The organism is Brucella pseudogrignonensis (assembly GCF_002252525.1).
In the GTDB taxonomy this organism is placed as follows: domain Bacteria; phylum Pseudomonadota; class Alphaproteobacteria; order Rhizobiales; family Rhizobiaceae; genus Brucella; species Brucella pseudogrignonensis.
Genome location: NZ_NNRM01000003.1, coordinates 40,506 through 53,842, shown reverse-complemented (window position 1 = coordinate 53,842; position 13,337 = coordinate 40,506). Strand labels below are relative to the sequence as shown.

Sequence of the window (13,337 nt, the reverse complement as noted above, 5' to 3'; positions counted from 1 at the left end):
GGATAGATGACGATTCTATGAATGCTGCCCCTTAAAGCAGCTTGAATTAAGGAGTTCGACACTCCAATTATGGACCGAAGCACTGGTTGTGGACTGCCTCATAATGAAAGGGGCCACAGCCTGTGGCAATCGGGTCGAATGACCTGAGAAAGGACTGAATAATGACGGGTATTGAACAGAAGACCCCAGCGGGTGGCGAAGACGGGCTGTATGCCGTTCTGCCGTTGCGCGATATCGTAGTCTTCCCCCATATGATTGTTCCGCTGTTTGTTGGACGTGAAAAGTCGATCAAAGCACTTGAAGAAGTGATGGGTGTCGACAAGCAGATTCTGCTCGCAACGCAGAAGAATGCGGCTGACGACGATCCGGCACCGGATGCAATCTATGAAATCGGCACGATCGCCAATGTGCTGCAGCTCCTCAAGCTGCCAGACGGTACTGTAAAGGTTCTCGTCGAAGGCACTGCGCGCGCCAAGGTTTCCAAGTTTACCGATCGTGAGGATTATCACGAAGCTTACGCAACGGCTCTGCCTGAGCCGGAAGAAGATGCTGTTGAAGTTGAGGCTCTGGCCCGCTCGGTGGTTTCCGACTTCGAAAACTACGTCAAGCTGAACAAGAAGATTTCGCCGGAAGTGGTTGGCGCTGCCAGCCAGATCGACGACTATTCCAAGCTCGCCGATACGGTTGCTTCGCATCTCGCTATCAAGATTCCTGAAAAGCAGGAAATGCTGTCGATTCTCTCGGTGCGTGAGCGTCTTGAGAAGGCACTTGCCTTCATGGAATCCGAGATTTCGGTTCTGCAGGTTGAGAAGCGCATCCGTGGCCGCGTTAAGCGCCAGATGGAAAAGACGCAGCGCGAATACTACCTCAACGAACAGATGAAGGCGATCCAGAAGGAACTTGGTGATGGTGAGGATGGTCGCGATGAAGCGGCTGAACTCGAAGAACGCATCAACAAGACCAAGCTTTCCAAGGAAGCTCGCGAAAAGGCACAGGCTGAGCTGAAGAAGCTGCGCAGCATGAGCCCGATGTCGGCGGAAGCGACTGTTGTTCGCAACTATCTGGACTGGCTGCTGTCTATTCCTTGGGGCAAGAAGTCGAAGATCAAGCAGGATCTGAACTTTGCCGAAGGCGTACTCGGTGACGATCACTTTGGTCTGGAAAAGGTCAAGGAGCGCATTGTCGAGTATCTCGCGGTGCAGGCTCGCTCGACCAAGATCAAGGGTCCGATCCTTTGCCTCGTTGGACCTCCCGGCGTTGGTAAGACCTCGCTTGCTCGTTCGATTGCCAAGGCTACCGGCCGTGAATATGTCCGTATGTCGCTCGGCGGCGTGCGTGACGAGGCTGAAATCCGCGGTCATCGCCGCACCTATATCGGCTCGATGCCCGGCAAGGTCATCCAGTCGATGAAGAAGGCGAAGAAGTCCAACCCGCTCTTCCTGCTCGATGAAATCGACAAGATGGGCCAGGATTTCCGCGGCGATCCGTCATCGGCAATGCTTGAGGTACTGGACCCAGAACAGAACTCAACCTTCATGGATCATTACCTTGAGGTTGAATATGATCTGTCGAACGTCATGTTCGTGACGACCGCCAATACGCTGAACATTCCTGGTCCGCTTCTGGACCGTATGGAAGTCATCCGTATTGCCGGTTACACCGAAGATGAAAAGCTCGAGATTGCCAAGCGGCACCTGCTGCCAAAGGCGATCAAGGACCATGCTCTGCAGCCGAAGGAGTTTTCGGTTACGGACGATGCCCTGCGTAACGTTATCCGTCTTTACACGCGTGAAGCCGGTGTTCGTAGCCTCGAACGCGAGATGATGACTCTGGCACGTAAGGCCGTGACCGAGATTCTGAAGTCGAAGAAGAAGTCGGTGAAGATCACTGACAAGAACCTCTCCGATTATCTCGGTGTCGAGCGCTTCCGTTATGGTCAGATTGATGGCGAAGATCAGGTCGGTGTCGTCACAGGCCTGGCATGGACTGAAGTGGGCGGCGAATTGCTGACCATCGAAGGTGTCATGATGCCTGGTAAGGGCCGCATGACTGTCACGGGTAATCTCCGCGATGTGATGAAGGAATCGATTTCTGCGGCGGCATCTTATGTTCGCTCGCGTGCGGTTGATTTCGGCATCGAACCTCCGTTGTTCGACAAGCGCGACATCCACGTTCACGTACCGGAAGGTGCGACGCCAAAGGATGGCCCGTCGGCTGGTATCGCCATGGTCACGGCAATTGTCTCTGTTATGACCGGTATCCCGGTTCGTAAGGACGTTGCGATGACCGGTGAAGTGACGTTGCGTGGCCGTGTGCTTCCTATCGGCGGTCTCAAGGAAAAGCTGCTTGCTGCATTGCGTGGCGGCATCAAGAAGGTTCTGATCCCGGAAGAAAACGCCAAGGATCTGGCGGATATTCCGGACAATGTGAAGAACAATCTTGAGATCGTTCCAGTGTCGCGAGTCGGTGAAGTGCTGAAACATGCACTGGTTCGTGAGCCGCAGCCGATCGAGTGGACAGAGCCTGAAACGCCTGTTGCATCCGCTCCTGTGGACGACGATGCAGGTGTTTCAACAGCACATTAGTCATTGCTAGTGGCTAATAAGCATACAATGCCGGGCTAAATGCCCGGCATTTCTGTGTTTAACCCCGGTTTTCCGGGGGTTTTTCGTGTTGACAGGCTTGGTTTGTCAACCGATTTGAATAAACTGCACCCAATCCGGTCGCGTTATTCGTTCCGGTAGATAAAGAAAGGAAATGCCTATGAACAAGAACGAATTGGTCGCCGCAGTAGCGGAAAAGGGCGGTTTGACTAAGGCCGACGCAGGAACTGCTGTTGACGCTGTACTCGCAGCTGTCACCGGTGCTCTCAAGGCTGGCGAAGAAGTACGCCTGCCAGGCTTCGGCGTTTTCTCCGTTTCGCATCGCGCAGCTTCGACTGGCCGTAACCCTTCGACCGGTATGGAAGTTGCTATTCCTGCCCGCAACGTGCCGAAGTTCTCGGCTGGCAAGGGCCTGAAGGATGCCGTTAACGGCTAATCCTTATGAACTGGCGCGGCATGATCGCGATCAGTTATGCGAGAAGGCCCGGTTTGACCGGGCTTTTTTCATTTCTACGGTCTATAATTTTGATTGGGAGGTTTCGCGATGCGCTTTCGTAAAATGAGTATGGCTCTCCCGGTTATTGGCTTTGCAGGGCTGCTTTTGGGTATCCAATCCGCGCAGGCGGAAAGCTGTGGCGAGCAGGTCTTTCAGGACACCAAATTCATCATCTGCACGGTGAAGGCCAAAGAAAACCTGCGTCTGTTCTGGAAGGGCGCAGATGGCGAGCCTTATCGCAATTTCTCGAAAGTTGCGGATGCTGTGGCTGCAAAAGGCAAAACGCTGTCGTTCGCGTTTAATGCGGGAATGTACAGGGAAGATTTTGCGCCTATGGGGCTTTTTGTCGAGGACTGGCAGGAACTGGTTGCTGCCGATACGAAAGTGCCTCAGCGCGCATCTGGCCCAATTCCGAACTTCTATAAAAAGCCCAATGGTGTTTTCTATTTTGATAATGACAGCGCCGGCATTGTTTCGACTGACAGGTTTTTGAAACGTCGGCCGCAGGCGCGCTTTGCGACTCAATCCGGACCGATGCTGGTCATTCAGAACAAGCTCAATCCGATTCTGATCAAAGGATCGACGGACCGGGCCCGCAGAAGCGGCGTTGGTGTTTGCGCCGATGAGACCATCCGCTTTGCCATCAGCGAAGATGCGGTGAATTTCTATGATTTCGCGTCACTGTTTCGAGATGAGCTGAAATGCGCGAACGCACTGTTCCTCGACGGTGGTGGCGGTGCTGGAATTTACAATCCAGCCATGGGGAGAAACGATATCTCGTGGCATGGCGGATATGGCCCGATTGTGGGATTTGTTGAATAGCAAAAAGCCGGGCACTAGGGCCCGGCTCTGATATATACACTTACTCAGCAGCTTCTGCTTTGCCCTTTGGGCGCCGCTCCAGCAGTTCTTTCAGGAACTGGCCTGTATAAGAGCGCTTTTCCTTCACGATGTCTTCCGGACGTCCAACGGCCACGATCTCGCCTCCGCCATCACCACCTTCCGGACCAAGGTCGATAACCCAGTCGGCAGTCTTGATGACTTCGAGATTGTGCTCGATGACCACAACCGTATTGCCCTGTTCGACCAGCTCGTGCAGCACTTCGAGAAGCTTTGCAACGTCGTGGAAATGCAGGCCGGTTGTCGGCTCGTCAAGAATATAGAGCGTGCGCCCCGTTGCGCGGCGCGACAGTTCCTTGGCGAGTTTCACGCGCTGCGCCTCACCACCCGAAAGTGTCGTTGCCTGCTGGCCGACCTTGATATAGCCGAGGCCAACCTTCACCAGCGTTTCAAGCTTGTCACGCACGGCTGGAACTGCGGAGAAGAACTCAGCGCCTTCCTCAACCGTCATGTCGAGAACATCGGCAATCGACTTGCCTTTGAACTGCACTTCCAGCGTTTCGCGGTTGTAGCGCTTGCCGTGACAGACATCACAGGTGACATAGACATCCGGCAGGAAGTGCATCTCAATCTTGATGACGCCATCGCCTTGGCAGGCCTCACAGCGTCCACCTTTCACGTTGAACGAGAAGCGTCCGGGCTGATAACCGCGAGCCTTGGCTTCCGGCAGGCCGGCGAACCAATCGCGCATCGGTGTAAACGCGCCGGTATAGGTCGCCGGGTTGGAACGCGGCGTGCGGCCAATCGGCGACTGATCGATGTCGATGACTTTATCAAGGAATTCGAGCCCTTCGATGCGGTCATGCTCCGCCGGATGTTCGCGCGAGCCCATGATACGGCGCGAAGCGGCCTTGAACAGCGTTTCGATCAGGAAGGTTGATTTACCACCACCCGAGACACCGGTAACGGCTGTAAATGTGCCAAGCGGAATATCCGCTGAAACATCCTTCAGATTGTTGCCACGCGCGCCGACAACGCGGATGCGCTTGTTCTTGGTGAGCTTGCGGCGCTCAGCGGGAACAGCTACTTCCATCGCACCCGACAGATATTTGCCGGTGAGCGAATTCGGGTTGGACATAACGTCTTTCGGCGTGCCCTGCGCGATGATCTTGCCGCCATGAACACCAGCAGCCGGGCCGATATCGACCACATAGTCTGCTGTCAGGATCGCATCTTCATCGTGTTCGACGACGATAACGGTATTGCCGAGATCGCGTAGGTGACGGAGCGTGTCGAGAAGGCGGGCATTGTCGCGCTGATGCAAGCCAATGGACGGCTCATCGAGCACGTAAAGCACGCCAGTCAGACCGGAGCCGATTTGTGAGGCAAGGCGAATACGCTGGCTTTCACCACCCGACAGCGTGCCGGAATTGCGTGCCAGTGTCAGATAATCGAGACCAACATCGTTGAGGAATTCCAGACGTTCGCGGATTTCCTTGAGAATACGGGCAGCAATTTCGCGCTGCTTGTCGTTGAATGTGCCATCGACATCGCGGAACCACTGATCCGCATTACGGATCGACATGCTGGTGATTTCACCGATATGCTTCATGCCAACCTTCACCGCCAGCGCTTCCGGCTTCAGGCGAAAGCCTTTACAGGCCGGGCAGGGCGTCGAAGACATGAAGCGTTCGATTTCCTCACGCGACCATGCCGAATCGGTTTCTTTCCAGCGGCGCTCGAGATTGGGAATCACACCTTCAAAAGCTTTGGTGGTCTGATAGGAACGCAGGCCATCATCATACTGGAAGGTGATTTCCTTGCCCTTGGTGCCATAGAGAATGGCGTCCTGAGCTTCACCGGAAAGATCCGACCACTTGGCACTGACCTTAAAACCATAGGCTTTGCCGAGCGCTTCGAGCGTCTGATTATAATAAGGCGAAGATGAGCGAGCCCAGGGCGCAATCGCTCCATCTTTCAGGGCAGCATTCACATCTGGAACAATCAGGTTTGGATCGATTGCCTGCTGGGTTCCCAGGCCGTCACAGGTCGGACAGGCGCCAAACGGATTGTTGAAGGAAAACAGGCGCGGCTCGATTTCCGGGATTGTAAAGCCGGAAACAGGGCAGGCGAATTTTTCCGAGAACATTACGCGTTCATGTGTCTCGTTGGCCGATTTGTTCGCGGCACCACCTTCGGCAGTTTCTTCAGGCGGCAGCGGCTTGTCGGCAAATTCGGCGATCGCCAGACCTTCAGCGAGCTTGAGGCAGGTTTCAAGGCTGTCGGCGAGGCGGGTCGAGAGATCAGCGCGTACCACAACACGGTCCACGACCACATCAATATCGTGCTTGTACTTCTTGTCGAGGGCTGGAACGTCAGCGATTTCATAGAAGGTGCCATCGACCTTCACACGCTGAAACCCCTTTTTCTGAAGCTCGGCCAGCTCTTTCTTGTATTCGCCTTTACGACCGCGAACGATAGGCGCGAGGATATAAAGTCGCGTGCCTTCCTCAAATGTCAAAACCCGATCAACCATCTGGCTGACTGTCTGGCTCTCAATCGGCAGGCCGGTGGCTGGCGAATAAGGCACACCCACACGCGCGAAAAGCAGGCGCATATAGTCGTAGATTTCAGTGACGGTGCCGACGGTAGAGCGCGGATTGCGGCTTGTCGTCTTCTGTTCGATGGAGATGGCAGGGGACAGACCGTCGATCTGATCGACATCCGGCTTCTGCATCATTTCAAGGAACTGGCGCGCATAAGCCGAAAGGCTTTCGACATAGCGGCGCTGACCTTCCGCATAGATCGTATCGAAGGCCAGCGATGATTTGCCGGAGCCTGAAAGGCCTGTCATCACGATCAGCTTGTCGCGTGGCAGATCTAGGTCGACATTTTTCAGATTGTGTTCACGCGCGCCACGTATGGAAATGAATTTCTGATCGCTCATTCCGCGTCCTGCCTGTTTGGTCATGTCATGGAGTGTTCGGGCGCCGATATACGTCGCGCCGCTCCATAATATGGGGATGAACCCCTTCCAGGGAAAGGGGGCCGGTCAATCGTTCGATGCAGGTTTAGCACCAGAACAAAGATCGAACAACCAGCCTTCTGATAGGCGATACGAAATGTGAACGCAAGAGCGTTGACTGTTACTCCTGACAGGAGCAGACTACATTTACTCGCTGAATGGGGAGATATCGGAAGGGATGAAACGATATCGACAAGAGGTCCCAGTCAGTCGAGCCAACGCAACAGGGAGGTAAAGGAGCATGAGTCCACCTGACTACGTTGCCTAGCTTTCATATTGATGAAAGCACAATTGCCTGCGGTCATAGCTGCCTCATCTGCAAGGAATGATGCATTTTTGATTGAAACAGGTAATTGCAGAAAATTTAAAACATGCGCGGAAATATGGTGTCGCACCTCAGATTTCCGATTAGATTTATCGGCGAAGTACTGTCGATATAAGAGCATTGCTCAACCCCAAGCCCTGCGCGCCTAATAAACAGTGAGCGGCAGGGCTTATCTCTGTTCTCTCAGGAATTATCTGCTGAAAATTGTCAGTAGTTATTGCATTTTGAACAAAACAAGAACATAACTTCTGTGGAACACTATTAAAATAGCCCCTCCAATGAGAGCGCATGGAGAGTGGCTGTTGTAGAGTGTTTGCTGAGTTTCTGGTGATGGCGCATGGTTGCGCCTGATCTTTATTTTGGAAAGCACCCCTTGTCTGGATAAATCTGGATGAAGTCTGGATGAAGACGTGCGGGAAGGCGTGCTTGCGAGACCCGGAGTAAGTTTTCGATGGCTGGTAGCGTCAACAAAGTCATTCTGGTCGGCAATCTTGGTGCCGATCCTGAAATTCGTCGCCTCAATTCAGGCGATCAGATCGCCAATCTGCGCATTGCAACTTCGGAAAGCTGGCGCGACCGTCAGACCGGCGAACGCAAGGATCGTACCGAATGGCACAGCGTTGTCATTTTCAACGAAAATCTTGCCAAGGTTGCCGAGCAGTATCTGAAAAAGGGTGCCAAGGTTTATATCGAAGGCGCGCTCCAGACCCGCAAGTGGCAGGACCAGAACGGAAACGACCGCTACAGCACTGAAATCGTGTTGCAGAAGTTCCGCGGCGAGCTTCAGATGCTCGATGGCCGTGGTGAAGGCGGCGGCGAAGGTCGCTCATTCGGCGGTGGTGGCGGTGGCAATCGCAACCAGATGTCGGATTATTCCGGCGGCGGTGGTGATTTCGGTTCCTCCGGCCCATCCAATCAGAGTGGCGGCGGCGGTGGTTTCTCCCGCGATCTCGACGACGAAATTCCATTCTAAGAGCGGATATAATCTGCTTTATAAGATAAACACGATAAGGCGCTGTTTTTACAGCGCCTTTTCTATTGGTTGTTAGCTGCTAAAATCAGAGAAAGCCAAACTAGGAGCGCATTTAAAGCGCATCCTCACAAATGCGAACCGGTTTTCGGAACAAGGTGCGCGTAAAAACAAAGAGATAGAGCAGTTCCAATGATTCGGCTTTAACAGAAACCGCTCTAAAGAGGCTTATCAGTGTGGTCTATCCGGATATGTGATCTGCTCGCCGTCTTCTTTCGTGAATGAAGCAACGGGATTTTCCAGAAGAGGCAGAACCAGTTCTGAAGGGCGGCATAGTCTCGTGCCGAGCGGTGTTTCTACAATAGGCCGATTGATCAGGATTGGATGAGCTATCATGAAGTCGATCAGCGCGTCATCGCTCCATTTCGGGTCAGACAAGTTGAGTTCGACATAAGGTGTGCCTTTCTCGCGCAACAATTCCCGCGGCTTTACATTCATGGCCGCCAGAAGCCCTGTCAGACGTTCCCGTGTAGGCGGGTTTTGTACATATTCGATGATGACTGGTTCTTCACCGCTGGCGCGGATGATTGCCAGCGTATTGCGCGAAGTGCCGCATTTCGGATTGTGAAAAATAGTCACTGCCATCGGCGTTTTCCTGCTTGAATTAGTTACAGCATAATTCCTTAAAATTGAATCAGTTTAAGGTAAAACTATGCTGTAAATATAAAGTGTTAGAGCGACTTTTGTGTGCCAAAAAGGGCGCACGGCGCCCTAGTGGATTGAGTTTGTCGTTTGAATCCCGGCTGACACTTATGCTGAGCAAATGTTAGAATCAGACCACCAGTGCGTGATTAAAGCCGCTTCTGGGCCGCTTTTAGCAGTATCTGAATTAGTATGATCTAGTTCATGTCATTCATCTGAGGATCGCCGGGATAAGTCTCGATTGAGAATTCCATATTGTCTGCAGAGAACCGGGTGAGCGAATATTGGATCGGTTCCCCATCCGTGTTCACATTGATAGCTTTGGCTGTCAGCACAATGGCGCCTGGCGAAAGTTTTAAATGTTTCAGATCATCCGAATCTGCATGTCGGGCGGAAATGATTGTCGATTTGCGGAAATAATCCGTAAGACCTGCTTTTCTGAACGCCACGGTGACAGAACCACTCTCTGCATAGTCCGTGGTGATTTCCGGAAATTTTTCGGCGCTAATCCAAAGTGTAGCGCGCGACACAGGGCGTCCGTCGGCACTGTGTAAGGTTTCCAGTTGCGTAACAGGTGAACCGATCTCAATCGCAAGAGCTTCGGCTATGTCTTGAGAAGCGGGCACTGTGTCGGAAGCGAGCAATGCGCCCTTCATGTCGCGTACCTGCGAAGCCAGCGATTGCGAAATACGCGTGCGGCGTCCGATCTGGTAGGTAAGGCGTTTTGCATTGGCGATAAAAGTGCCGCGTCCTTGTTCCGCGCGCAATACGCCTTCCTGCGTAAGAGCCGCAATTGCGCTGCGCACCGTATGGCGATTGACGCCAAATCGTTCTGCCAGGTCCATTTCGGCTGGCATACGCGCGCCCGTAGCAAGTTTCCCGGCCATGATGTCGCCGCGTATCTCGTCGGCAATCTGCCGCCAGATGGCTACACCGCTGTTTCTCTCAATCCGTCCGCTCTTTTTCATCTGCGCCTTTGTCATCAATTGTCATCGTCCTGTCATTGGCAGGGTGTATTCATTCTGGTATTGTATAGTTGTCTATATGAATAGACAATTAAGGCGATCAAGTCAACCGGATTAGATAGGGCGGATAAGCTCATGAACACGACGGAGCATACTACGCGGCACAGCACAGTTGAAAGTGGAGGTGGCTCCATCGCTGGAAGCAATTTGGCGCCGGATGCAACGCAGGCAGCACGTCAAGCAGCACGTCAGGCCAGTATGGCGCTCCTCGCTCGCGCAAGCGGCGAAGAATTGAAAACGTTCTGGCAGAACTGGGCAGACAAGCCTGAATTTGAAGTTTTGCGTGGTCCGGAAACCGGACTTGTTATGATGCGCGGTCGTATTGGCGGTGGCGGTGCTCCGTTCAATGTTGGCGAGGCAACCGTCACCCGCGCAACTGTTCGTCTGGCGAATGGCTCGGTTGGGCATTCCTATGCGCTGGGACGTGATCAGGAAAAGGCGAAGCTCGCTGCATTGTTTGATGCGCTTTGGCTCGATGAGGCCACCCGCGATGCGATCGAAAGCAGTGTGCTCAACGCATTGCGTGGTCGTGTCGATACTGCGGATGCAAAACGGCGCGGCGAAGCTGCTGCCACGAAGGTCGATTTCTTCACAATGGTTCGGGGAGATAACTGATGCTCCATTCTTCTTCTGCATTTGAAGGCGGACTGGCTGATCCAGTCAATGAAGCGCAGTCGGCGTTTCATGCAGTTATGCACGCAATGGCCAATCCTGGTCGTATCCATTCGCTGCCTAGTGCGGCTGTGCCACCAAAGCCGCTTACGCCTGAGCTTGGCCTGATCGCAGCAACGCTTCTTGATCACGACGCAAGCGTCTGGGTCGATGCTGAAATTGCAGCCAATCAGGATGCGACGGCATGGCTGACATTCCATACTGGTGCACCAATCGTCGGCGATCAGTCGAAAGCGCAGTTCGCACTTGTAACGGATACGCAATCGTTGCCGGCACTTTCTTCCTTCGCGCAGGGAGACCCTGAATTTCCGGATCGTTCGACGACTGTTGTTCTAGCAGTTTCGTCTCTGACGAGCGGGCAGGGTTTCAGCCTCAAAGGCCCGGGCATCAAGGATGAAACTGTGCTCACCGTTGATGGTTTGCCGCAGGATTTTGCTGCGCAATGGCGTGAAAATGGCGCGTTGTTTCCGCTGGGTATCGATCTGGTGCTTGTCGCTGATGGCAAAGTCGCAGCGCTTCCCCGCACCACGCGTATAGCAAGTTTGGAGCATGATCCCGAAAAGTGGGAACCGGTTTTCGGAAAAGATCATGCTGTCGAAAAGATTGAGGGCTAATCCATGTATGTTGCTGTAAAGGGCGGTGAAACCGCCATCCGCAATGCCCACCGTCTGCTTGATGATCGCCGTCGTGGCGACCGTTCGGTTCCGGCGTTGCGTCTTGACCAGATTGCCGAACAGCTGGGTCTCGCCGTTGATCGCGTCATGGCCGAAGGTTCGCTTTATGACCGAGAACTCGCAGCACTTGCCGTGCGCCAGTCGCGGGGCGATCTGATTGAGGCAATCTTTCTGGTTCGTGCCTACCGCACAACCCTGCCGCGTTTTGGCTATTCGCTACCCCTTGAGACCGCGAATATGCTTATCGAACGCCGCATTTCGGCCACCTATAAAGACCTCCCCGGCGGGCAGCTGTTGGGGCCGACATTTGACTACACGCATCGTCTGCTTGATCCGGAACTGGCGGGTGATGTCAGTGTTCCCGAGCCGGAAGCGCGTGCGACTGAGCCTGAAGAAACGCCACGCGTGACCGATATTCTCGGTGTCAACGGCATGATCGAAGAAGACGGTGCGATGCCGGAGGGGCATGAGCCGGGCGATCTTACCCGCGAACCTTGGACGTTCCCGATGCCGCGTGATCTGCGCTTGCAGGCTTTGGCGCGCGGTGATGAAGGCTTCCTGCTGGCTCTGGGTTATTCCACGCAACGCGGTTATGGCAACACGCATCCATTTGTCGGTGAAATCCGCATTGGCGAGGTGGAGGTTGAGTTTGATGTGCCTGAGCTCGGCTTTTCCGTTTCGCTTGGCCGTGTTCAGCTGACCGAATGCCAGATGGTGAGCCAGTTCAAAGGCTCGTCCAAGCAGGCACCACAGTTCACCCGTGGCTACGGTCTGGTGTTCGGACAAAGCGAGCGCAAAGCCATGTCGATGTCGCTTTGCGACCGGGCGCTGCGTGTCCGCGAATTCGATGCGGATGTGACAGCACCCGCGCAGGACGAAGAATTTGTCATCTCCCATTCCGATAATGTGCAGTCGACGGGCTTCGTCGAGCATCTGAAATTGCCCCATTACGTGGACTTTCAGGCCGAGCTCGATCTCATCCGCCGTATGCGTGCGGAATATGAACAAGCGAACAACGAGACTGAAGTTTTGGCAACCGAAGCAGCAGCCAATATCGGCACAGGCAAGGAAGCAGCAGCCAATATTGCCGCAGGCAAGGAAGCAGCAGAATGAGCGATCTAGCCAATTACAATTTCGCCTATCTGGACGAGCAGACAAAGCGGATGATCCGTCGTGCTATCCTGAAAGCCATTGCTATTCCGGGCTATCAGGTTCCGTTCGCAAGCCGTGAAATGCCGATGCCTTATGGCTGGGGCACAGGCGGCGTGCAGGTGACGGCGGCAATTCTCGGTCAGGATGATGTGCTCAAAGTTATCGATCAGGGCGCTGATGATACGACCAATGCCGTTTCCATCCGGGCATTCTTCCAGAAAACTGCCGATGTTGCCGTGACCACCCATACGGGTGAGGCGACTATCATCCAGACACGTCACCGCATTCCGGAATATCCGCTAACTGAAGGGCAGGTGATTGTCTATCAGGTGCCAATTCCTGAGCCGCTGCGTTTTCTGGAACCGCGTGAAACCGAAACGCGCAAGATGCACGCGCTTGCCGAATATGGCCTCATGCATGTGAAGCTTTACGAAGATATCGCGCGCCACGGCCATATCGCCAAGACCTATGATTATCCGGTGATGATCGAAGGGCGCTATGTCATGGCACCGTCGCCGACGCCCAAGTTCGACAATCCAAAGATGCATATGTCGCCTGCTTTGCAGCTTTTTGGTGCTGGTCGTGAAAAGCGCATCTATGCCGTACCGCCTTATACGGATGTCGTGAGCCTCGATTTCGAGGATCATCCATTTGAAGTGCAGAAATTCAAACAGCCTTGCGCATTGTGTGGCGCTCGCGGCGTCTATCTCGACGAAGTCGTGCTCGATGACCGTGGCGGCTCGATGTTTGTCTGCTCCGACACCGATTATTGTGAAGATCGTCAGGCGAATGGCCACTTTGGCCATCTGGCAGCGAACAATGAGGCCGCAGCCAAGGGAGCCCTGAAATGAGT

General features: G+C 53.9%; 11 protein-coding genes. 8 read left to right on the top strand and 3 right to left on the bottom strand.

Annotation, left to right across the window (positions count from 1 at the left end; genetic code table 11):
- Window positions 1-161 precede the first annotated feature (161 nt).
- From lon to CEV34_RS00625, 3 genes are all read left to right on the top strand, one after another.
- Window positions 162-2,585: an endopeptidase La gene (gene lon, locus CEV34_RS00635; RefSeq protein WP_007875107.1), complete on the top strand. Its 2,424-nt coding sequence runs from the start codon at window positions 162-164 to the stop codon at window positions 2,583-2,585.
- Window positions 2,586-2,763: 178 nt separating this feature from the next.
- Entirely contained in the window at window positions 2,764-3,039 is a 276-nt protein-coding gene (locus CEV34_RS00630; RefSeq protein ID WP_007875106.1) for an HU family DNA-binding protein, read from the top strand.
- A 108-nt stretch (window positions 3,040-3,147) separates the two neighbouring features.
- Window positions 3,148-3,921 carry a phosphodiester glycosidase family protein gene (locus tag CEV34_RS00625; protein ID WP_094543125.1) on the top strand — a complete coding sequence of 258 codons (774 nt, stop codon included), beginning with the start codon at window positions 3,148-3,150 and terminating at the stop codon, window positions 3,919-3,921.
- A gap of 40 nt (window positions 3,922-3,961) precedes the next feature.
- On the opposite strand, the gene uvrA is transcribed toward CEV34_RS00625, so the two are convergent.
- The gene (gene uvrA / locus CEV34_RS00620; RefSeq protein WP_007875104.1) at window positions 3,962-6,886 is read right to left on the bottom strand and encodes an excinuclease ABC subunit UvrA; all 2,925 of its coding nucleotides are present in this window, start codon (window positions 6,884-6,886) and stop codon (window positions 3,962-3,964) included.
- Window positions 6,887-7,740: 854 nt separating this feature from the next.
- Here uvrA and CEV34_RS00615 point away from each other — a divergent pair.
- Window positions 7,741-8,262: a single-stranded DNA-binding protein gene (locus tag CEV34_RS00615; RefSeq protein WP_007875103.1), complete on the top strand. Its 522-nt coding sequence runs from the start codon at window positions 7,741-7,743 to the stop codon at window positions 8,260-8,262.
- Between the two features lie 228 nt (window positions 8,263-8,490).
- Here CEV34_RS00615 and arsC read toward each other — a convergent pair whose 3' ends face one another.
- Window positions 8,491-8,904, bottom strand: coding sequence for an arsenate reductase (glutaredoxin) (arsC, locus tag CEV34_RS00610; protein ID WP_007875102.1), 414 nt, complete (start codon window positions 8,902-8,904; stop codon window positions 8,491-8,493).
- 254 nt (window positions 8,905-9,158) lie between these two features.
- Entirely contained in the window at window positions 9,159-9,929 is a 771-nt protein-coding gene (gene phnF, locus CEV34_RS00605; protein WP_039859800.1) for a phosphonate metabolism transcriptional regulator PhnF, read from the bottom strand.
- Window positions 9,930-10,061: 132 nt separating this feature from the next.
- On the opposite strand from phnF, the gene phnG reads away from it, so the two are divergent.
- From phnG to CEV34_RS00585, 4 genes are read left to right on the top strand one after another with little or no spacing between them, the layout of a single operon-like run.
- Window positions 10,062-10,601, top strand: a complete 540-nt coding sequence (gene phnG / locus CEV34_RS00600; protein WP_007875100.1) for a phosphonate C-P lyase system protein PhnG — start codon at window positions 10,062-10,064, stop codon at window positions 10,599-10,601.
- On the top strand, window positions 10,601-11,272 hold the full coding sequence (phnH, locus tag CEV34_RS00595; protein WP_094543123.1) for a phosphonate C-P lyase system protein PhnH: 672 nt from the start codon (window positions 10,601-10,603) through the stop codon (window positions 11,270-11,272). The genes phnG and phnH overlap by 1 nt, the downstream gene beginning before the upstream one ends.
- Window positions 11,273-11,275: 3 nt before the next feature.
- Complete coding sequence (locus tag CEV34_RS00590; protein ID WP_007875098.1) at window positions 11,276-12,445, top strand: carbon-phosphorus lyase complex subunit; 1,170 nt, start codon at window positions 11,276-11,278, stop codon at window positions 12,443-12,445.
- The gene (locus CEV34_RS00585) at window positions 12,442-13,335 is read left to right on the top strand and encodes an alpha-D-ribose 1-methylphosphonate 5-phosphate C-P-lyase PhnJ (RefSeq protein WP_007875096.1); all 894 of its coding nucleotides are present in this window, start codon (window positions 12,442-12,444) and stop codon (window positions 13,333-13,335) included. The genes CEV34_RS00590 and CEV34_RS00585 overlap by 4 nt, the downstream gene beginning before the upstream one ends.
- Window positions 13,336-13,337: the final 2 nt, after the last annotated feature.

Excerpts from the sequence above, each read along its gene's own strand:
- lon (WP_007875107.1), top strand. The coding sequence starts at position 162 with ATGACGGGTATTGAACAGAAGACCCCAGCGGGTGGCGAAGACGGGCTG.
- CEV34_RS00630 (WP_007875106.1), top strand. The coding sequence starts at position 2,764 with ATGAACAAGAACGAATTGGTCGCCGCAGTAGCGGAAAAGGGCGGTTTG.
- CEV34_RS00625 (WP_094543125.1), top strand. The coding sequence starts at position 3,148 with ATGCGCTTTCGTAAAATGAGTATGGCTCTCCCGGTTATTGGCTTTGCA.
- uvrA (WP_007875104.1), bottom strand. The coding sequence starts at position 6,886 with ATGAGCGATCAGAAATTCATTTCCATACGTGGCGCGCGTGAACACAAT.
- CEV34_RS00615 (WP_007875103.1), top strand. The coding sequence starts at position 7,741 with ATGGCTGGTAGCGTCAACAAAGTCATTCTGGTCGGCAATCTTGGTGCC.
- arsC (WP_007875102.1), bottom strand. The coding sequence starts at position 8,904 with ATGGCAGTGACTATTTTTCACAATCCGAAATGCGGCACTTCGCGCAAT.
- phnF (WP_039859800.1), bottom strand. The coding sequence starts at position 9,929 with ATGAAAAAGAGCGGACGGATTGAGAGAAACAGCGGTGTAGCCATCTGG.
- phnG (WP_007875100.1), top strand. The coding sequence starts at position 10,062 with ATGAACACGACGGAGCATACTACGCGGCACAGCACAGTTGAAAGTGGA.
- phnH (WP_094543123.1), top strand. The coding sequence starts at position 10,601 with ATGCTCCATTCTTCTTCTGCATTTGAAGGCGGACTGGCTGATCCAGTC.
- CEV34_RS00590 (WP_007875098.1), top strand. The coding sequence starts at position 11,276 with ATGTATGTTGCTGTAAAGGGCGGTGAAACCGCCATCCGCAATGCCCAC.
- CEV34_RS00585 (WP_007875096.1), top strand. The coding sequence starts at position 12,442 with ATGAGCGATCTAGCCAATTACAATTTCGCCTATCTGGACGAGCAGACA.